Source organism: Butyricimonas muris (assembly GCF_046365375.1).
Classification (GTDB): domain Bacteria; phylum Bacteroidota; class Bacteroidia; order Bacteroidales; family Marinifilaceae; genus Butyricimonas; species Butyricimonas muris.
Genome location: NZ_JBKEIT010000015.1, coordinates 54,420 through 75,761, shown reverse-complemented (window position 1 = coordinate 75,761; position 21,342 = coordinate 54,420). Strand labels below are relative to the sequence as shown.

The following is a 21,342-nucleotide window of genomic DNA, read 5'->3' as shown; positions in this document are numbered from 1 at the left end:
CCAATTAGATATTATTTGTAAATAATTATTCCTCATTGTTTTCTCCGGCTTCCTCTACATTCGTACTCTCCTGCCCTTCTTCCTGTCCCTCTTCTTCTTTTGAAGCTGAAACCTTAGCGACAGCGGCTATAGCGTCATCGTTCCGCAAATTAATCAATCTCACTCCTTGAGTGTTACGTCCCATAACTCGCAGCGTACTCACGTCAAGTCGGATAGTCAAGCCGGATTTATTAATGATCATCAAGTTATCTTCATCCGTAACATCCAATAGTGCGATTAATTCTCCCGTTTTATCTGTCATGTTAATGGTTTTCACACCCTTGCCACCTCGATTCGTGATTCGATAGTCTTCTATGCTAGAGCGTTTTCCATATCCGTTTTCTGAAACAACCAACACGTCTGCTTTGTCAGGTTCAACACAAATCATGCCAATCACTTCATCTTTTTCACTATCCAGAGTGATACCTCTTACCCCGGATGCCGTTCTACCCATGGGACGCACTTTTGCTTCCGGGAAACGAATCGCTTTACCAGATTTCACGGCTATCATGATATCATTTTCACCGTTAGTCAACTTGGCATCTAATAGTTGATCCCCGTCTTTAATCGTGATCGCGTTCACACCGTTTGCTCTCGGACGAGAATAGGCTTCCAGCGTGGTTTTCTTGACAATACCCCGCTTGGAACATAACACGATGTAATTGCTATTAATATAGTCGTTTTCTTTTAAATCCAGCGTGTTGATATATGCTTTTACTTTATCGTCCGGCTCTATATTCAACAGATTCTGTATTGCCCGACCTTTCGATTGTTTCGAGCCTTCCGGGATTTCCCAAACTTTCAGCCAGAAACACTTTCCTTTTTCGGTAAAGAACAACATGGTATTATGCATTGTCGCCATAATCATGTGTTCGAGGAAATCCTCGTCACGAGTCGCAGAACCTTTGGACCCTACCCCTCCTCTATTTTGTACCTTGTACTCGGAAAGCGGGGTACGCTTGATATATCCCATGTGAGAAATCGTGATAACCACTGCTTCATCTGCATAGAAATCTTCCGGGTTAAACTCCTCGGATGCGTACACGATATCGGTTCTACGCTCGTCATTATACTGAGCCTTTACTTGTAAAAGTTCATCTTTAATGATTTGCATTCTCAGTTCCACGCTAGCCAAAATTTCCTTCAAGTGCTCGATTAACTTGAGTAGATCATTGTATTCCGCTCTCAGTTTGTCCTGTTCAAGCCCTGTTAATTGGCGCAATCTCATTTCCACTATGGCCCGTGCCTGAATTTCCGTTAAAGAGAAAGTTTCCATTAAAGTATTTCTCGCCTCATCCGGCGTTTTGGATGCGCGAATAATACGGATAACTTCATCTATATGGTCACTGGCTATAATTAATCCTTCCAGAATATGAGCCCGGTCTTCCGCTTGTTTCAATTCAAATTGCGTACGGCGAATTACCACTTCATGGCGATGCTCCACGAACAAACGTATCAAATCTTTCAAGTTTAATAGTCGGGGTCGTCCTCCAACCAAAGCAATATTATTTACCCCAAAAGAAGTTTGAAGAGCTGTATGTTTTAACAAGGTATTCAATACCACGTTGGCTATTGCGTCTTTTTTCAAGTCAATCACGATACGCATACCACTCCGGTCAGATTCGTCGTTGATATTCGAAATACCGTCAATCTTCTTTTCATTTACCAAATCGGCAATACGGGAAATCAATTCGGCTTTATTCACCATGTAAGGGATTTCATGCACAATGATTTTTTCCCGTCCGTGGGGAGTCGTTTCAATAGATGTTTTGGAACGCACGATAATACGTCCTCTTCCCGTGTGGTAGGACTCCCGTACCCCGCTGTACCCGTAAATCGTTCCTCCCGTGGGGAAATCCGGGGCTTTGATTATCCGTATCAGGTCATCAATTTCGATATCGTTATCATCTATATAAGCACAAATAGCGTCCACCGTGTCACCTACGTTATGAGGTGCCATATTCGTTGCCATACCCACCGCGATACCGGAAGCTCCGTTCACTAATAATAAAGGTATCTTGGTCGGCATAACACTCGGTTCTTTCAACGATTCGTCAAAGTTCGGTATCATGTTTACCGTATCCTTATCCAAATCAGCCAGAATATCTTCAGAAATCTTCATTAAGCGAGCCTCCGTGTAACGCATGGCAGCAGGGCTATCCCCGTCCACTGACCCGAAGTTACCTTGCCCGTCTACTAACGGGTAACGCAAAGACCATCTTTGAGCCATACGCACCATTGCCATGTACACCGAGCTATCCCCGTGAGGATGATACTTTCCGAGTACCTCTCCCACGATTCTCGCTGACTTTTTGAATGGCTTACCGGATGTTACACCTAATTCGCTCATTCCAAACAATACCCTTCTTTGTACCGGTTTCAAACCGTCCCTAACATCAGGCAATGCACGCGACACGATCACCGACATTGAATAGTCAATGTACGAAGATTTCATCTCCTCCTCGATGTTGATCTTAATAATTTTTTCTCCGACGTTTTCCATTTATAATATTAAATTACTCTTTTAATTCATTATTCCCAAAATCCCACAAATGTAATAAAAACGATGAATTAAAGGAAATTTTTTCCCCGCAATATTCACAATTCAAAAACTAACATATCGTGTGCCAGCTTCACGTTATCCGGTAATTCACCCGAAACGTCACCGTGTAACCCCATTTGATGTCCGATATGCGTGATGTATGCCTGCTTCACGTTCAGTCGTTTCACCACCTCCAAAGCTTGTCCCAAGGTAAAATGCGATAGATGCGGCTCTTTCCGCAGGGCGTTGATTACAAGATATTCTACCCCTTCCAGTTTCTTCATACTTTCCTCCGGGATATAATTGGCATCGGTAACATACGCGAAGTTAGCGATACGAAACGCCGTGACCGGCAGTTTGTAATGCATGACCGTGATCGGAATAACCTCGATATCGTCAATCAGAAAAGGTTCCTCGTCCACCACGTGTATATTCATTTCCGGGACTCCCGGGTACTTGAATTTAGCGAAAGCGTAATCGTAATCTTTACGAACAGCTTTCATGGTCAAATAATTACAATAGACGTCAACCCCACCTTGTTTCACCCAGTTAAATGCCCGTATATCATCCAATCCCCCGATATGATCCTTGTGTTCATGTGTCAGCAGTAATGCCCTCACGTCCTTCACTTGCGCTTGCAGCATTTGGGTCCGGAAATCGGGTCCGGCATCAATGATTAATTTCTTGTCCTCTATATCAATCATTACGGAACTCCGCAATCGTTTATCGTGTTCGTCGGTCGAGCGACAAACATCACATTCGCAAGCGATAACAGGCACGCCCTGCGAAGTTCCACTTCCTAGTATCGTAACTTTCATCCGTTCACAACTATTTATCGCGAAATTAATAAGATTCGGAATAATCCCGTATATTTGCCGCAAACATTTTATTTATGGGAAAATTATATTTGCTTCCTAATTTGCTAGGGGAAACAACAGTCGAGGGGGTTATTCCCCGTGATGTGATCGACACGATCAAAAGTATCCGGATTTTTGCCACGGAAAATGTCAAAAACACCCGTCGATACTTGAAAAAAATAGACAAAACAATTCACATCGATGAACTGACTTTTCTGGATTTGAACGAACATTCGGACATCAAGGATATTGAGGCGTATATACCTTATTTGAAAGACAACGACGTGGGTATTATATCAGAGGCCGGATGTCCCGGTATCGCTGATCCGGGGGCAGAACTGGTAGCGCTGGCACATCGCCACAACTACCAAGTGGTGCCGCTTGTCGGTCCCTCCTCCATCCTGCTCGCGCTTATTGCTTCCGGGTGTAACGGTCAGAATTTTTCTTTCAACGGCTATCTTCCCGTCAATCGTTCGGAACGAGTAAAAAGTCTGAAAACTTACGAGAAGCAATCCGCGGCAGAAAACCGTACCCAGATATTTATTGAAACACCCTATCGCAACCTGCAACTATTCGAGGATATCGTGTCTTCTCTCTCTCCCGTGACACGCCTCACGGTAGCTTGTGATATCACGACAGAAAACGAGTATATAAAAACAATGCAAATCAAGGACTGGAAACATGTTAAACCGGACATCAACAAACGTCCGGCTATCTTTATCCTGTACGCCAGACCATTCTAATTATTCAAATTACGATGAAGACTTATAAAAGAGTTTTATCCATAGCCGGTTCGGATAGCGGTGGCGGAGCCGGAATTCAAGCCGACTTGAAAGCGATCTCCGCTTGTGGTTGTTTTGCCATGACTGCCATAACTGCCGTAACCGCTCAAAATACCGTGGGAGTGAAAGCGATAGAGCCTCTCCCCGTTCATGTTATTGAAGCACAGATACGGGCTTGTCTGGATGATATCGGTGCTGATGCAGTGAAAATCGGTATGTTACATTCTGTTGATGTCATTCGCGCGATAGTAAAAGTATTGCAGGATTATCCTGTAAAACATATCGTGGTCGATCCGGTTATGGTAGCCACTTCCGGCGATCTTCTCGTGCAACGGGAGGCCATTGCAGTGCTTCAACAGGAACTTTTCCCGCTTGCCTCCGTGATTACCCCGAACACGTTCGAGATTGAAATACTGTCCGGAATGAAGATTAACACGCAGGAAGACCTGTACGCTTCCATCCCTAAAATGAAGAATATCGGAGCCAGCAATATTCTCTTGAAAGCAGGACATCTGGAATGCGAAGAAATAACCGATGTGCTGGTTGATTACAAGAACGATCGGGAATACCGTTACACCATGAAAAAAATCAATACGGTGAACACGCATGGTACGGGATGTTCACTATCATCCGCCGTTGCCGCGTATCTCGCTCACGATTACTCCATGGAAGAGGCCGTGCAAGCTGCTATTAATTACTTGCATGGGGCAATAGAAGCTGCCGCGAATTACCGGATCGGGCATGGACACGGGGCTGTTCATCATTTTTACAAGTGGTGGGAATGAAATCGAGGCGCCGCAATTGCAGCCCCTCGAAATATATAGTGTGGTTGTCAATGTGTTTTAAACCAACGGAATACATTACGGACAGTTTTGTCCAGCACGAGCGGATCATCAAAATATTGGGCATGAGTCACAGAACCTTCCCAAATCGCTAGCTTCTCTTCCGCTCGAATCGTGTCATACACGCGTTGAGCCGCTTGATATTCTTTCTCGTTTTCACCGCCATGAATAACAATGGTAGGTATTTTTACTTTGGAAGCCTCTTTCCGCTTGTAACAACCGGACACGAGGGCTATCGCTTTTAATCGTTTATCCGCTTCCGTACCTGCCAACACCTCGTTGGTACCGTTACAAATACCGATAGCGTATAATTTATCCGGATCAACCTCGTCCTTTAAACTCAAGTAATCAATAGCGGCTCTCACGTTTTGAGTTTCTTCCAACCCCAATACAACGTAACCGTAATTTGCCAGTCTAGTGGCATATTGTAATGATACCGGGGTATTTGACGTATTTTTGGGTCCTAAAACTATGATTGCCGGTTTTCTCCCTTTTTCTTGTGGGTTACACAACCATCCTTTGCTGTCTATGCCTTTATCTGTTAAAGTGACGTCTTCGCATCTATAAGTTCTCATACAATTTCCATGTTAAGTGAATTTGCTTTGTGATACGGAGAGTGAATAAGCAAAGTTACACTAGCAAAGTATAAAAAAAACAAAAATCTATTCGAGTTACCAAATAGATTTTTGTTATGAATTACAAATCAACAAATTAAAAGTTTTATAAGACAACTTGTAACTTGTGAACCTGTAACCTGCAACGTCAAGGCTTTGCCTTGATTATTTAAAATACCGGTTGTAAAGTCCTTCAAACCCTTTCCCGTGGCGCGCCTCGTCTTTACACATCTCGTGAACGGTATCGTGGATTGCGTCTAAGTCCAACTTTTTAGCTAAAGTAGCGATCCGTTTTTTATCCTCGCAGGCTCCTGCCTCAGCTTCCATACGTTTTTTCAAGTTCGTTTTGGTATCCCACACACATTCTCCCAACAACTCGGCAAATTTGGCAGCATGTTCTGCTTCTTCCCACGCGTAACGTTTGAATGCTTCAGCGATCTCCGGGTAACCTTCACGATCAGCTTGACGACTCATTGCCAAGTACATCCCGACTTCAGAACACTCCCCGTTAAAGTGAGCCCTTAATCCTTCCAAAACTTCCGGATCAACGCCTTTGGCAACGCCTAAACGATGCTCGTCAACAAAAGTCAACGCTCCCTCGGTTTCTACCAATTCTTTAAATTTGCTCTTCGGTTGTTTACATTGAGGACAAAATTCCGGAGCTTCATCTCCCTCGTGAACATAGCCACATACTGTACAAATAAATTTTTTCATAACGCACTCTTTTTAATGAATTAATTATATGATTTTTCCTTTTTCTTCCGCGCATTTTTTGCAATACCCTTTATAATAAAGGTGTGTTTCCGTGATGAGCAATTCTCCTACCCCGTCCAACACGATTGCTTCCCGGTTCTCGATCGGGATGTCGTACACGCACCCGCATCCTAAACACATGAAATGAGCATGATCGCTCGTGTCTACGTCAAACCGAACATTCTTTTCATCAATCACGAGAGCTTTTATCGCACCTTGCTCCATGAACAACCGCATAGTATTGTACACGGTCGTTTTCGACAAAGTAGGCATCATCGGGTACAAAGCCCCGTATATCTCGTCAGCCGTGGGATGCACCCTATTCTTCATGAGATATTCCATGATAGCCATTCGTTGTACGGACGGTTTAATATCATATTGTAGCATGTACTCTCTCGTGTCTTGAATTGTACTCATTGCTAATTTGTAATTGTTACAAAATTATATCGAGTGCAAATATCGTCATCTTTTTTATAATCGCAACATCTTCTTGTTGATTTTACTATAATTTAGAACCATTCCAATTTTAACGTTTCACGCTTCTGTTCAACAGAGATAAATAAGTATATTGCTTACCAATGGATTATCCAACCTTAATCTAGGGTTATCCCCGGGTAATAAAACCTCACACCCTTTACAAAATACTTATACCCCGCTTACAACACCACTAAGCGGGGTACTTGTAAGGGTATTAAAACTGATTTGTAAGTAAGTTGAGCAAGGATAACCCCGAAATAACTATTGATAAACACTAGAAACAATACTTATTACGAATACATTGAAATATTCAACTTTTTGTATTACACTTGAAATATTTTTATAGATTTGCATCATGTTTTTCATAGGACCATCGGTCAATATATTTGTCTACTTGCTTGTTTCAGCTTTTTTCGTGGTGTGTTTCTACCCGAAAGACCAAACAAAGCTCCCGGAAGCGCTTCCGGGGAACACTGTTCATTTTTATAATTTAACCGGTAATCACGTACTCCATTATCAGGAGGTACACGAAAAACAAACAAAAACCGAAGTCAAGAAAATATTTATCCCGCATATTGATAGTCCGGAGCGACTATATTATACTCCCCCCGCGGAATCCAAGGCTCCGTGTCTAACCTTGAAAACGTTAAGGGCACCCCCGACGTGTCTGTATTTTATTGTGTCCGTATGTATTTAACTTAGGACAAATGATTGACACGTCAAACAATTTAATCATTGATAAAAATATGCGAAAATTATATAGCTCTTTGCTATTTATGACAATTTGCGGTTCTTTATCAGCCCAACGTTCACAGGTAATGCAGTCGGATGATACCACTTTCAGCGCTATCAAACAATTGCAGGAAGTGACTATCACCGCCGAGAAAAGAGAATTGTCTATCAGCGAGATTCCCGTTGCGCTTAGTGTTATTTCGGGAAAAAATCTGCTGAATGAAAATACACCGGATTTGCGTAATCTGTCGGGTATGATTCCCAATTTTTACATGCAGGAAGGTGGGTTAAAACTCTCCACCCCGCTTTACGTGCGCGGAATAGGAACCGTTTCGGGAACGCCGCCCGTGGGCTTATACGTGGACGGAGTTCCGGTCTTTGACAAGAACGCCTTTATTTTCGATCTATATGATATTAAACAGATCGAGGTACTGAGAGGTCCGCAAACCACTCTGTACGGGAGAAATAGTATTATCGGATTGATAAATATCAGAACCAATCCCCCCGCCTCGAAATTCACCCTGCAGGCAAAAGCCGGGGTTTCGAGTTATAACTCCCAGAACTACATGGTAACGGCAAATCTGCCCGTCCGGAATGTAATATACAATAAATTGTCTTTTTCTTACAACCGGACAGACGGGTATTTCAAGAACGATTTCACGGGAGGAAAAACCAATAAATCTGATTCTTACAACTTGCGCTATCAAGGACAATTACACACGAATGATACTTGGCAAGTGGCTTTAGGCATAAATTATAATCATAGTTTTGATGACGGATACGCCTATCATGCTATTGATTCACTGAAAGTACATCGCTACCGGGTGAATTATGATGCCGATGCTTCTTACAAACGGGACTTGGCTTCCGCCCACGTGAACGCACGGAAAACTTTTGACCGAACGGCATTAAACTGGATTACCTCCTATTCATGGACAAAAGACAAGCAGGAATTGGATGCCGATTTTACATTCCATGACGTGTTCCGAAACGGGAAAAAATCAAAGCAGAACTTGGTTACACAAGAGATCAATTACCAGTCCACCGAGAGTGAAAAATTGGATTGGACTGTCGGGACATTCGGTTTCTACAAAGATCTGACGAACGATTATCTGGCTACTTTCGGGACTGAACGCCATTTATTGCTCCCCTTGGATTTGGATAAAACGTTGTATTACAATAACACGAGTACGTGGGGTATCGCGGGTTACGGGCAAGTCACTCTAAAAAATCTGCTTCCCGGTGTATTTGTCACCGTGGGATTACGATACGATTACGAGAAGGCATCACTCGATTACAGGGATAGCTTGTTATTCCACGGGGCAAACAGCTTTTCTGGGTTCCATGATTGGGAGGAAGATAACTCGTACAGCGCTTGGCTACCGAAATTCTCCGTGTTGAAAAAGTGGAACGGGCAACTATCGGCTTATGCCAGCATAGCCAAGGGATACAAAGCGGGAGGCTATAATATCATAGCGAATGATATGACCTCGCAGGTCGTAAAATTGGAGTATGATAAGGAAACCCTTTGGAATTACGAGATCGGGACAAAGTATTTCAGCCAAAACGGGCGTTTCAACGTGAATGCCGCTATTTTTTATATTGATTGGAAAGATCAGCAAATCTTCGTGATGGAGATGATGGGACCGATCATAAAGAACGCCGGAGATGCACGTAGTTTCGGTGCGGAAATGGATCTGACATGGGAATGCATGCCTTACCTCACCTATTTTCTTTCATCAGGGTACAGTAATTCCGAGTACTATCACCATTTGACTAAAGCATACGAGGGTAATAAAATCGTGATGGCTCCGGAATTTACGTTGAACACGGGATTCTCTTACCAAAAGAAAGTGAAAACACCTTTATTTCAGTCTTTCATGGCAACGACTTCCGTGACAGGTTTTGGCAAACAATATTTCGACGAAGCAAATACCTTGAAACAAAATCCTTATTTCTTGTGGAATATGAATTTTGGCGTTTCAGGGAAATACATAGACTTTCACGTGTGGGGGAAAAATATCTTGAATAAAGCCTTTTTCTGCTACATGTTCAACAGTCCGGTAGGCAAAAACTTACCCGAATACCTGAATTCCGGTCAATCCGGAGCTCCATCACGATTCGGGGCATCGATAACCATTAAAATTTAAATGACAAATCTTTTAATTAATCTAGTATGAAAAACAAATTAATGTATTTAGTAGCTGTGTTATTTGCAGCGTGTGTGAGTTTCTCATCTTGTAACGATGATGATGACGATGATATCCCCGCAGAATTTTCAGGGACTTGGAAGTTTGATAAAACTCATTTTGTTTTCGATTATTCAGAAGAGAGCATTTCAATACCCGGAATGGATCCTATGACTCCAGAAGAAATCACCAATATGGTTATTGACTTGGGAAATGAAAAAATGGGAGAATATTTCATGGGAATTCGTTTTGATTCTAAGAAGGAACTTACTGTCTTGATGAAAATAGATGGAGCAAGTAAAGAGTTGAGTGCTACATACGTTGTACAAAAATCAACAATTAATGTTACGCTAAATAAAGATGAACTTAGTGCGCTTGTAGGAAAAGATATAGCTATGATGCCTGCCATTAGTTTAAAATACGAGATAGGAACAGCTGCTCTGACTCTTTATATTGATAAAACATATATTCAGACTCTATTATCTTTGGTAAAGGGACTTAACTTAGATTTATCAATGGAGGAGCAACTAATTCTTACGGCTGTTGAAACGATTTTAAATAAAACTACAACACTCGAAATCGGAACAACTCTTAAACGCTAATTCATACTTTTCCCCGGCCACTAACATGCCGGGGAAAATTTTAAAATTCCAAACGCTTCATAGCATTTTTATATATTCCTAAGCATTTCTCCTAAATTATTTGTTTTTAAGTATTTTCGTCGGATACCCCTCTATATTATTGGTTTCTTTCCATTTTTATCTTCATATTCTCTAAAAATATCTTCCGATTAATGAAACTTTTTTTATAACTTATCGTTTCTATCCATTAGAATTACTAAATTTAAAGACAGTTTAATTTAAAACATAAGGATATGAAACCAGAAGAATTTAAAGATTTAGACGTGTTGATATCATCTGATATGATCAACAAAAGAGGTGCAGATAATAAATTTCAATTACCTGCTCTCCCCTACAAGGAAAATGCATTAGAACCCTATATTAGCGAGAGAACGATTCAATACCACTATGGTAAACACCTTGCTACCTATATCACGAACATGAACAACCTGATTGCCGGAACCGAGTTTGAAAAAATGTGTCTGGAAGGTATCGTGATCAAATCAGAGGGCGGAATATTCAATAATGCCGCACAAACTTACAACCATATTTTCTATTTCGAAACATTCCAACCGCATAATGCGGCAAAGGTTGCTCCTACCGGAAAAATAAAAGAATTGATAGATAAATCGTTCGGGAACTTTGATGCTTTCAAAGAAGCGTTTGCCAAAGCAGCCACTACCTTATTTGGTTCGGGTTGGGGCTGGTTGGTTGTCGACAAAGACGGAAAATTGGAAATCATGCAAACAAGCAACGCCGATACCCCATTGAAACATGGCAAGAAACCGATATTAACCATCGACGTTTGGGAGCACGCTTATTATTTGGACACTCAGAACGCTCGCCCGAAATACATCGAGAATTATTGGAATATTATCAATTGGGACGTTGTAAACAAACGACTGGCATAAAAGATAATCTATACTACACTTTTAACCTAGTCATGAGCGGAAGAATTTTTCTTCCGCTCATGACTTTTATAGCCTCTCCGGAATCTCTTTCGATAATTATTTTTCTATAATCTCCATCATTCTTTTTATAAAACCCATTACTTAACAAAGCCTTTATCGAGAACGTGTTTTCTTCAGAAGGGTCTGCCGATATTTCACGCCCACCAACTTCAATGATTTTTTCTTCTAACTTCTGAATAACTATTTTGCCGATACCTTTATTCAGATACTCTTCTTCACCAATCAAATAACCAATTTCATAAGTGTGGTCCTCTTCGACAACGTCTCTATACAAGCTCTCAAAATCATAACCTTCTTCCTCTAAATCTTTCAGAAAGAAACAATCAGCATAAAGGCAATACCCTATTTTCCTATCCTTATAGTGAATAATAAAATGTTTTATAAAATCATACTTACCATTTCTATTATTTACTTCATCCAACCAAGCCTCTCTTTGTTCTTCTCCATTCGGGCACAACCATTTGTAGATATATTCCTTGTTCAGCCAACTATTAAACAAGGGTATATCTTCATTAAACAGAGGTTGTAATATGATTTCGTTTTTATATATCATAAACTAAAGATCTTTTTCAGTACAACTCTTGTCTGCCAATAAACACAAAGGAATTATTGATTAGTACCATAAGACGATATTTATACTCAATACGCGAAGATAATTATTGTCTTATAATAATTATAGCCGATTACATAAAACTATAAAGTCCGTAAAATCAAAATATACTGATTTTACAGACTTTATAAGCAAGTATATTGCAAACCTCTACCGAATGATCTCCATCTCCTCGATCAGATGTTTTGCCCCGGCGTACTTGTCAATGATGAAAAGCACGAAGCGAATGTCAACCGCGATATTCCGACAGATTTCCGGACTGTATTGCATATCCGACATCACACCTTCCCATGCACGGTCAAAATTCAAACCGATTAGGTTACCCTCGGCATCCAATACCGGGCTACCGGAGTTACCGCCCGTCGTATGATTGGTAGCAATGAAACAAACCGGTACTTCCCCGTCTTGCGTGTACGGACCGAAATCCCGATTCTTGTAAAGATCCCGTAATTTTTGAGGTACATCATAATCGTAGATATTCGGGTTATCCTTTTCCATAATCCCTTTCAACGTGGTATACGGCGTGTAATAGACGGCATCCAAAGCCTTGTAACCGGACACTTTACCGTAAGCAATTCGTAACGTGGAATTAGCATCCGGATAGAACACTTTATCGGGTTGCATCTCCATCAAACCGGCCATCCACAACCGATTCAGAGTAACCAGCTCCCGTTCTATACGACTTAACTCGGGATTGATTTTTTCGGAACGTAAGTTTTGAATACCTTCCATCATTTGATAAATCGGATCCTTCTCGAGCTTTTTAACCGTTTTGGCGTTCAATTTATCCACGAAGGCCAACAAGCGCTCTTCATGAGTAAAAATGGATTTTTTGAAAACATCTGCCGCATGGCGTTCGTAATTATTTCCTTTGATATCACGAATCACTCCCGGAATCCATTGCTCTCCTAAATCCTTGTTATTATACAATTTAAGCATTTCAACCAGAATACGTTCATCCGTGGCAGGATCATAATCTTTATAAAAGGACGTCACATAATCTTTTATCGTTTGCTTGAACTTATCCTTGTCCTCAGCTTTGTCAAAATACTCCAAAGCCCCCTTTATATTCCGGGCCAGACCTATCACTTCAGCACCGTTTAATCCGGCTTCCATCGCGTAAGCCGCGGCAAGAATATATTCCTCGCGGGCTGCATATAATTCTTTATAACGATCGGTCAAACCGATATACTGAGATTTCCCGTTCGCTTGTGCCCATTGATTGAAATTCTGTTCCAGAACACGTTTATTATCCGCCGTGTTGAAACGATCTAATCCCTTAATCTCCCCTTGCCATTTCTTCCATGCGTTAGCCACGTTGGCAGCTTTAGCGGCATATTTAATACGTAATAACTCGTCAGACTCCATAGCTGCATTGATCACGTCCAGTTTTGCCGTCCGAATCTTGATCTTGTGTGGGTCTTCCACGTTCGCTATCTGGTCGATAGCATAAGAAGTCAAGTACTCGTTCGTTGTTCCGGGATAACCGAATACCATAGTAAAATCACCTTCTTTCACACCCCGTGCAGAAACTTTGAAAAATTTAGCCGGTTTGTAAGGAACATTATTCGGTGAAACCGCTGCCGGTTCATTATCCGGTCCTGCATAAATACGGAGAACGGAAAAATCACCCGTGTGACGAGGCCATGTCCAATTATCCGTGTCCCCGCCGAATTTGCCGATAGCCGAGTTAGGAGCACCTACTAAACGTACATCCCGGAAGATTTTGAAAATAGACATGAAATATTGATTCCCGTTGAAATAAGGTTTGATATTTGCTTGTAAATTTGTGCCTTTAACAGCTTCGGCTTCCAACTTACGGCTAATCTCTTTTATCTTCTCTGCCCGTTCTTGTTCAGACATATTATCGTTCAATGCGGCATTGATTTTATCCGTCACGTCTTCCATTCGCACAAGGATTGAAGCCGTGGTGCCGGGATTCATCAACTCTTCTTGTAACGACTTTGCCCAAAAACCGTCACGCAAGTAATTATGTTCCAAACTCGAATGAGCTTGTATCATTCCGAAAGCACAATGATGATTGGTTATCATTAATCCTTGGTCACTCACGATTTCCGCAGTACAGAAATGCTGAAAAGGCGACCCCTCTCTTCCCAATCCAACCACGGCATCTTTCAACGAAGCCTGATTGATATCGTAAATATCTTCAGCAGTTAGTTTAAAACCGGCCTTTTGCATGTCTTCAATGTTGTATTTTTTCAACAACATCGGGATCCACATCCCTTCATCAGCAAAACCCGGTAAGGCAATCAGAATGAAAGCCAAGAAGCATAATGTAATTTTTCTCATTTACTGGTATTTTAAATAGTTATATATATTTAGAATTGTAACATTCGCAACGTTTCATACAACTTCTGCACCGGAAGTCCCATGACATTGTAAAACGATCCCTCGATACGTTCGATACCGATGTAACCAATCCATTCCTGTATACCATAAGCTCCCGCTTTGTCAAAAGGTTTATATGTATCCACGTAATATTCTATTTCTTCGATAGATAGCGCTTTGAAAAATACATTTGTAAAAGACGAGAAAGACAATTGTTCGGTACATGTCGTGACGGAAACTCCGGTCACCACCAAATGACGGGCACCGGACAATTCCTGCAACATACGTATGGCATCTTCCCGACCGGTAGGTTTACCCAGTATTTTATCATGAATACAAACTACAGTATCGGCAGTAACCAACACTTCATCGGGTTTTAATTCATCTCGAAAAGCCTCGGCTTTCACCCGTGACAAGTATTCAGGAACTTTCTCCAAAGCCAACCCGTCCGGATATTTTTCTTCTACATCTTTTAATCTAACCTCGAAAGTAAACCCCGCATCTTTCATTAATTGTTGTCTTCGGGGAGACGCGGAAGCTAATACAAGTTTATAATTCTTTATAGAGTGCATTTCTGTCATAAATTATTTAAGCGTTGTATGAACAAACAGACTCAGCAACATGCATAAAACCATAAGTGTCCGAATCAATCGTAACTGAACTTTCATACATCCCTCGCGGCGGATAACCAGCGCGTACCCGATATAAGGTAAAATTAGAAATATTACCATATATATTCCGGCAAGCACACTTTCCGAGAATTTCCACAAGAAAAACGCAATCAAGGAAGAAATTACCAGTATCGTCAATCCTGTCAATAAAGTTCGCGTGGCAGAAATTCCCCATTTCACGGGTATTGTAGTGATTCCTTCTGCCCGATCGCCATTCACGCTGTAAATATCCTTGTTGATCTCGTATATCAACATGTTAAAGAACAAAAGATACGAGAAACAAAGTGTCCAATAGAATACCGAAGCAAATCCGACATGGTTTTTCACGACAACATCCGAGTACACGTCACTCAACAGCGGTATTTCAAACGTGATAACCGTCAAAGGAATCAATCCCGCCAAAAAGGCAACGCATAAATTACCCCATATAAAATACTTTTTGAAGCGGGAAGAATAAAACCATAGAATAAGGGAAATAATCAAAAATAGAAATACGATTTCACTATGCTGAATACTTTGCGCGAGATAAAACGCTATCCCCACGGCAACCACGTTCAACAAGGTATGAAGCGTGATAGCAGTGCGACGACTGATTGTTTTCCCCACAATCACATGCCTGCTACCCGAAATCCGGTCAGCCTTGGTATCAAAATAGTCGTTTATCACGTAAGCAGCCGATACCAGACAACACACGGCAATCACCAGAAGCGAAAAATCACGTTCCGGCATTTGTAACGAGAAGCCTTCCTTGTTCAAGACAGGCAGAACAACCAGATAACGCGTGGCATACATCGTGAATGCCGTGAAAGCGATTGTTCTTAATCGTATTAATTTGAAAATTTCCAACATACGTCAGTTATTTGTCATTACATGCATTTCACGTGACACTGGGTATCCATCCATTCCCCTTTGGCTTTCAGTACTTGGGCTACAACATCACGCACGCATCCCAATCCACCCGGGGTATCTGATATATAGCGTGAAATCGATTTGATTTCCTCGCAAGCATCTGCCGGACATACAGGCATTCCCACTATCGTCATCACGTTGTAGTCTGGTATATCATCCCCCATATACATCACGTTTTCAGGATTCAAATTATATTTTTCGAGAAACTCGTTCAACGCTTCCACCTTGTTTGCCACCCCTAAATAGACTTCCGTAACGCCCAACTTGTTAAAACGTTCCTTTACCCCGGGAGCATAACCACCGGAAATAATACACACGGGATATCCTTTTTTCACGCAATACATCATGGCATAACCGTCTTTCGTGCAAGATGTCCGTACCAAATCTCCCTCCGGGGTTATGTTCATCTCGTGACGAGAGAAAACACCATCCACGTCAAATGCGAAAGCTTCCACTTTTTTCAATTCTTCTTTGAACAGTTTCATGTTATATCATTTTAATTTTATCTACCATAATGTCGGCATATCCACGCTTTCCGCGGGAGATGCTTTCGAATCATCCGTTCCCTCTTTCACTTGCGCCTCTTTGATTCCGTCCGACAATAACGTGTATATCTTCAATAAATCTTTATTATTCTTCAACATGCTCTTGTGCATATTCATAATTCCCTCGTCTCCCCGTCTTGCAGGTCCGGTTTGTGCTTCTTCCGGCGTCAACAACATCACTTTGTGCGCTGTTTCGAATATCAACGGACGCAACATCGCAAATGACAATCCATGTTCTTCCAGCAATTTTCCCGCCACACTATACAAATAATTCGGGAAATTGCAGGCAAAAACGGCAGCGAGGTGTAATTCTTTGCGCTGCATAGAATTTATCGCGTATATTTTACCGGATAACTTCTCTGCCAACATCTTGATTTTTCCTAAAACATTCGGGGAACTCCCCTCGATACACAAAGGAATCTCATCAAAATCCAAATCCCTTTTTTTCGAAAAAGTCTGAACCGGATATAGTACACCGTAATTCTTTGAGTAAGGCTTGAGTATATCCATCGGCAAACTTCCGGAAGTATGTAGTAACAACGCTTCTTCTTTAATTCTAATTGTCTTTAACAAAGACGCTAACGAATCATCACTTACACAAAATATATAAATATCTCCATCGGGATAAATCTCGCTCATTTCTGCCGTGTAGGCTATTCCCGTTTTCATTCCCAGCAGGCGGGCGGATTCAAGCGTGCGGCTGTATATCTGACATAAATTCTCCCCTGCTTTTAATAAGGCTGCCGCTAAATGATGTGCCACGTTTCCCGCTCCAATCAATATGATTCTCTCTTGTTCCATAACTAATAAGCAATATTTTTAGGTGGTAAAACCCCACTTTTCAACGCTTCCAGCAAGCGTTCGCATGCTTTGCATATATCCTCGTAAAAAATCTCTGATATCAACACCAATTTCCCGTTGGTCATTTGCAAATGCTTATACCCGTTGGTATTTTCCGATTGATTCAATAGAATCAAATCCCCACCGGGAATAAACGTGTGAGTCATTTGGTTGCGTAGTTTATCATACAGGAAAGAATTGTCATTCAATTGGCGGTAACGTCCCCCGAACAATTTCTTCACGGCAAGAGAAAAACGTTTGGCCGATTGTCCCTTGGCCTTCATAGGTTTGTTATCCAAAAAACTCCCCAACACCTCAATAGCCTGCCCCATGATGACAAACTGCATGTATGACAGCCCGACACCTTGTAATTTAGCAATTTCTTTTTCAACCACTTCACGCAAAAAATGCTCGCTTCTTTCTATTTGTTCTTCTGCTTCCATATCATAGTCAAAAGTAGCGCAAATAATCGAAAGTTACAAATATGATTTTTATAAACATTTCTGTCTATATAATCGTTTTAAACCATAAATTTGCACCGCAATAATTAAGGAGATAAATTATGATGCTATTTAACAACCGACCGATAGATAATAAAGAATATTCCGAAGATATTTTAAATCACGGATTAAGTATATATGAAGTCTGCCGAGTTTTTAGAGGCAATGTCATTTTCTTGAATGATAACTTGTTAAGGCTGGATAATTCAATTAAAAAATCAGGTCTGGATATAGACTTGACAACCTTGCACGTGGAAGAAAAACTGAAGCGTTTGATTGAACTCGAACATATCAAGGAAGGTAATATAAAATATGTACTACACGTTTCCCCCACGGGAATTGACGAGTATGTTTACCAGATAAAACACTCCTACCCGAGAGAAGAAGACTATCAGCACGGAGTTGACACGGTAACTTGCCGTGCCATGCGGGAAAACGCCGAGGTCAAATACATTAATTCCGGTTTGCGGGAAATGACAAATAAAATCATCGGCGAACAAGGCGTACACGAGGTATTACTCATTGACAACGAGAATTTTATCACGGAAGGCTCTCGCTCCAACGTATTTTTTATCAAAGACAATACCTTGTTCACGGCACCACTCCCTCATGTATTACCCGGAACAAGTCGCAAGCGGGTACTGATCATCTGTCAGGGAAATAACATCCGGGTTGAAGAAAAACGAGTGGCTTACAAAGACTTATCCACTTATGAAGCAGCCTTCATCACGGGTACTTCTCCATTGGTATTGCCCATATTGCATATAGACAATATTACCTTTGATCCTCACCATCCTCTGCTTGTCCGAGTTATGGAATATTACTTCGATTTGTTAAATAAGAATTTTTAGAACTGTTTTACACGAATTTGTTTTGATAGGAAATACATTTTTCTTAATATTGCAAGCGTAACATCCTTTTGTCATAGAATGTTACGCTTTGATTTTTTAATAGCATATAATGAAATACACGATACTACTGATATTAATTTTTGTTGTACTTATTACTATCCCTTGGAAATCTCACCCCGAAAAGATCCAAGTTGAAGAAATTCCCCCTCAGGATACGTTAGCCATAGCCATACATGATTTATTCACCAATGAATATTCCGATCTTGACGAAACCAAACGTTTAGATAATACCATCGAACGATTTATGCGTCAATGGGAAATAAAAGGTGCATCGTTGGCGATTATGAAAGACGGGAAATTAATTTACAGTAAAGGATACGGGTACGCGGATGAAGAAAACGGAATAAAAACAGACGTGAATCATATCTTCCGTATTGCTTCGGTTTCCAAATTAATCACCGCGGCAGGCATCATGAAGTTAGTCGAAAACGGCAAATTATCTTTGGATGACAAGGTTTTCGGAGAGGACGGGATATTGAACGACACGACGCTATATTACCCGATCAAGGATAAAAGAGCCAAAAACATTACCGTTGAAAATTTACTCCGGCATCAAGGTGGTTTCACCGCACGTTACGGAGATCCGATGTTCAATCCCGTGGATATCGCGAAGAAAATGGATGTTCCCGCGCCTGCCGACCTCAACACGGTTATCAAGTTCGTATTATCAAGACGTTTGGGTTTTACTCCCGGCACAAGTACCAATTATTCCAATGTGGGGTATGGTATCCTGACCAAGATCATCGAGCAAGTTGCCGGGGAAGATTACGAACGCTTCATTCAGGATAATATCTTAATCCCCGCGGGATGTTATGATATGCATCTGGCACATAATCTTTATGAAGAACGTTATTTGAACGAGGTACGTTACTACGAACAGGCGGATGCCGATCTAATCCGTGCCTGTGATGGTAGAGATACCTTACTCCCTCGCAGTAACGGCGGAAATAACATAGAAGCTCTTTCCGGAGCCGGTGGTTGGGTTGCCTCTCCTACTGAATTATTATGTTTCTTGGCCGCGATAGACGGGGACGATTCCTATCCGGATGTATTAAGTCAGAACAGCATCAACACCATGGTTAGTTGCCCGGGTTTCTCTTTGCCTATCGGTTGGATGAAAACAAATGGTCGCGGAGATTGGTTACGTTCCGGTACATTGGCTGGCACCAGTGCAATGCTCAAGCGTCAACATGATGGTTTTTGTTGGGCTTTCGTGACAAACACAAGTAATTGGACCGGACCTCATTTCCCGCAGAAAATAGAAAGCATGGTATACCAAGCAATGAACCGGGTAAAAGAATGGCCGGACAGAAATTTGTTCGATCCTGCCTATTGCAAAAACTTCCATGACAAGAAAAAACTGTTGGCAGACGATAGAAGCACAAAATTCGGACCTCCCTTGCCCGGTAATATTTAAGCGATGAACTTTTTGAACGGACGTCATATTCTGATCGCTCCCAATGCTTTCAAAGGGAGTATAAATGCTTTTGATTTTTGTAAAGTCGTGGCGGCGGAATTTGAAGAATGTGGCTTGTCTACTGTGTCGCTCCCGCTGGGTGATGGCGGCGATGGAACTGCCGAAATAATTGCATGGTATTTAGACGCGATTCCCGTTAAAACGCTGACACAAGATGCACTGGGAAGAGAGCATACCGCATCCTATTTTATGCATGAAAATACCGCTATCATAGAACTCGCGGCTGCCTGCGGTCTGAAACACTTGAAACGGGAAGAATATGACATTTTAAACGCGACTACAACCGGATTCGGAATATTAATAAACCATGCAATAGCACACGGGGCAAAGGAATTAATTCTTTGTGTCGGGGGAAGCGCCAGTGTTGACGGCGGTACCGGGGCTCTTTTGGAAATGGGTTTGACAATTGTAAACGAGGAGAGTAAAAACAACAACCATATTACAGATATTAAGGATATTGACATAGAATACTTACAGCAAAAATTTAAAGATATCCGTATAACTATTCTTTGCGATGTTGACAATCCGCTTTGCGGGCCGGAAGGAGCCGCATCCGTGTTTGGTCCACAGAAAGGTGCCTCTCCCGAACAAGTTATCATGCTGGATAAACAATTGCGTTATTTTGCCGATTTACTACACGCTAAAACAGGCAAAGAAGTGTGTAACTTGAAACATGGCGGTGCGGCGGGAGGCATCACGGCAGCCATGTATGCCTTGTTGAATGCCCGTCTTGTATCCGGCTCATCATATTGCCTTTCTCTCGCCCGTTTCCGGGAACATCTATCCGGAGCGGCTGTCGTCATCACGGGGGAAGGTAAAATTGATCTACAATCGCTTTATGGCAAGATACCCGGTACGGTAGCTTCCTTGTGCAGAGAGCGAAATATACCGGTTTACGCTATTGTAGGACTCGCTGAAAAACAGGCAATTCCCTATTTCGACAAAGTGTTCACCTTGGTCACTTATGCCCGTTCCGTACACGACTCCATCACGAATACCTCCCATTACTTGAAACTGGCGGCACAAGCGATGATTGATACTTTATATTTATCGGCTTATTCGGATTGATTCTCTATTACAAATAAATTATCACTTTTTCTTTGAGTTTTGCT

General features: G+C 41.6%; 20 protein-coding genes. 8 read left to right on the top strand and 12 right to left on the bottom strand.

Annotated elements, in window-relative coordinates:
• Nucleotides 1–25: 25 nt before the first annotated feature.
• Both gyrA and ACK8P8_RS20585 read right to left on the bottom strand, forming a co-directional pair.
• On the bottom strand, nt 26–2,542 hold the full coding sequence (gene gyrA / locus ACK8P8_RS20590) for a DNA gyrase subunit A (RefSeq protein ID WP_303181583.1): 2,517 nt from the start codon (nt 2,540–2,542) through the stop codon (nt 26–28).
• 95 nt (nt 2,543–2,637) lie between these two features.
• Nucleotides 2,638–3,399 (bottom strand): MBL fold metallo-hydrolase, encoded by a 762-nt coding sequence (locus ACK8P8_RS20585; protein WP_099294549.1) that lies wholly within the window; start codon nt 3,397–3,399, stop codon nt 2,638–2,640.
• A 74-nt stretch (nt 3,400–3,473) separates the two neighbouring features.
• On the opposite strand from ACK8P8_RS20585, the gene ACK8P8_RS20580 reads away from it, so the two are divergent.
• Both ACK8P8_RS20580 and thiD read left to right on the top strand, forming a co-directional pair.
• Nucleotides 3,474–4,181 (top strand): SAM-dependent methyltransferase, encoded by a 708-nt coding sequence (locus ACK8P8_RS20580; protein WP_410026238.1) that lies wholly within the window; start codon nt 3,474–3,476, stop codon nt 4,179–4,181.
• Between the two features lie 14 nt (nt 4,182–4,195).
• Nucleotides 4,196–5,005, top strand: coding sequence for a bifunctional hydroxymethylpyrimidine kinase/phosphomethylpyrimidine kinase (gene thiD / locus ACK8P8_RS20575; protein WP_099292469.1), 810 nt, complete (start codon nt 4,196–4,198; stop codon nt 5,003–5,005).
• Between the two features lie 47 nt (nt 5,006–5,052).
• On the opposite strand, the gene ACK8P8_RS20570 is transcribed toward thiD, so the two are convergent.
• The 3 genes from ACK8P8_RS20570 to ACK8P8_RS20560 all read right to left on the bottom strand — a co-directional run bounded on the left by ACK8P8_RS20570 (nt 5,053) and on the right by ACK8P8_RS20560 (nt 6,846).
• Nucleotides 5,053–5,637 carry an alpha/beta hydrolase gene (locus ACK8P8_RS20570; RefSeq protein WP_099292470.1) on the bottom strand — a complete coding sequence of 195 codons (585 nt, stop codon included), beginning with the start codon at nt 5,635–5,637 and terminating at the stop codon, nt 5,053–5,055.
• Between the two features lie 204 nt (nt 5,638–5,841).
• A complete protein-coding gene (locus ACK8P8_RS20565) occupies nt 5,842–6,390 on the bottom strand; it encodes an NADH peroxidase (RefSeq protein WP_027202454.1) in 549 nt (182 codons plus the stop codon).
• A gap of 24 nt (nt 6,391–6,414) precedes the next feature.
• Nucleotides 6,415–6,846, bottom strand: coding sequence for a Fur family transcriptional regulator (locus tag ACK8P8_RS20560; RefSeq protein ID WP_410026237.1), 432 nt, complete (start codon nt 6,844–6,846; stop codon nt 6,415–6,417).
• Between the two features lie 806 nt (nt 6,847–7,652).
• Between ACK8P8_RS20560 and ACK8P8_RS20555 the strand changes: the two genes are divergently transcribed.
• The 3 genes from ACK8P8_RS20555 to ACK8P8_RS20545 all read left to right on the top strand — a co-directional run bounded on the left by ACK8P8_RS20555 (nt 7,653) and on the right by ACK8P8_RS20545 (nt 11,358).
• Nucleotides 7,653–9,788 (top strand): TonB-dependent receptor, encoded by a 2,136-nt coding sequence (locus ACK8P8_RS20555; protein WP_410026235.1) that lies wholly within the window; start codon nt 7,653–7,655, stop codon nt 9,786–9,788.
• 26 nt (nt 9,789–9,814) lie between these two features.
• On the top strand, nt 9,815–10,429 hold the full coding sequence (locus ACK8P8_RS20550; protein WP_410026234.1) for a hypothetical protein: 615 nt from the start codon (nt 9,815–9,817) through the stop codon (nt 10,427–10,429).
• 320 nt (nt 10,430–10,749) lie between these two features.
• The gene (locus ACK8P8_RS20545; protein ID WP_099294551.1) at nt 10,750–11,358 is read left to right on the top strand and encodes a superoxide dismutase; all 609 of its coding nucleotides are present in this window, start codon (nt 10,750–10,752) and stop codon (nt 11,356–11,358) included.
• Between the two features lie 13 nt (nt 11,359–11,371).
• Here ACK8P8_RS20545 and ACK8P8_RS20540 read toward each other — a convergent pair whose 3' ends face one another.
• From ACK8P8_RS20540 to ACK8P8_RS20510, 7 genes are all read right to left on the bottom strand, one after another.
• A complete protein-coding gene (locus tag ACK8P8_RS20540) occupies nt 11,372–11,971 on the bottom strand; it encodes a GNAT family N-acetyltransferase (protein ID WP_410026233.1) in 600 nt (199 codons plus the stop codon).
• Nucleotides 11,972–12,178: 207 nt separating this feature from the next.
• Nucleotides 12,179–14,338 (bottom strand): S46 family peptidase, encoded by a 2,160-nt coding sequence (locus ACK8P8_RS20535; RefSeq protein WP_410026232.1) that lies wholly within the window; start codon nt 14,336–14,338, stop codon nt 12,179–12,181.
• Nucleotides 14,339–14,367: 29 nt separating this feature from the next.
• Nucleotides 14,368–14,958 (bottom strand): Maf family nucleotide pyrophosphatase, encoded by a 591-nt coding sequence (locus ACK8P8_RS20530; protein WP_369861078.1) that lies wholly within the window; start codon nt 14,956–14,958, stop codon nt 14,368–14,370.
• 3 nt (nt 14,959–14,961) lie between these two features.
• A complete protein-coding gene (locus ACK8P8_RS20525; RefSeq protein WP_369861079.1) occupies nt 14,962–15,897 on the bottom strand; it encodes a geranylgeranylglycerol-phosphate geranylgeranyltransferase in 936 nt (311 codons plus the stop codon).
• A 17-nt stretch (nt 15,898–15,914) separates the two neighbouring features.
• Nucleotides 15,915–16,442, bottom strand: coding sequence for a KdsC family phosphatase (locus ACK8P8_RS20520; RefSeq protein WP_099292479.1), 528 nt, complete (start codon nt 16,440–16,442; stop codon nt 15,915–15,917).
• Nucleotides 16,443–16,463: 21 nt separating this feature from the next.
• Nucleotides 16,464–17,303 (bottom strand): Rossmann-like and DUF2520 domain-containing protein, encoded by an 840-nt coding sequence (locus ACK8P8_RS20515; RefSeq protein ID WP_099292480.1) that lies wholly within the window; start codon nt 17,301–17,303, stop codon nt 16,464–16,466.
• Between the two features lie 2 nt (nt 17,304–17,305).
• A complete protein-coding gene (locus ACK8P8_RS20510) occupies nt 17,306–17,785 on the bottom strand; it encodes a hypothetical protein (RefSeq protein WP_099292481.1) in 480 nt (159 codons plus the stop codon).
• A gap of 119 nt (nt 17,786–17,904) precedes the next feature.
• On the opposite strand from ACK8P8_RS20510, the gene ACK8P8_RS20505 reads away from it, so the two are divergent.
• The 3 genes from ACK8P8_RS20505 (at nt 17,905) to ACK8P8_RS20495 (ending at nt 21,298) form a co-directional block, all read left to right on the top strand.
• The gene (locus ACK8P8_RS20505; protein WP_410026231.1) at nt 17,905–18,693 is read left to right on the top strand and encodes an aminotransferase class IV; all 789 of its coding nucleotides are present in this window, start codon (nt 17,905–17,907) and stop codon (nt 18,691–18,693) included.
• A gap of 109 nt (nt 18,694–18,802) precedes the next feature.
• On the top strand, nt 18,803–20,170 hold the full coding sequence (locus ACK8P8_RS20500; RefSeq protein WP_410026230.1) for a serine hydrolase domain-containing protein: 1,368 nt from the start codon (nt 18,803–18,805) through the stop codon (nt 20,168–20,170).
• 3 nt (nt 20,171–20,173) lie between these two features.
• Entirely contained in the window at nt 20,174–21,298 is a 1,125-nt protein-coding gene (locus ACK8P8_RS20495) for a glycerate kinase (RefSeq protein WP_410026229.1), read from the top strand.
• The last annotated feature ends 44 nt before the right edge of the window (nt 21,299–21,342 follow it).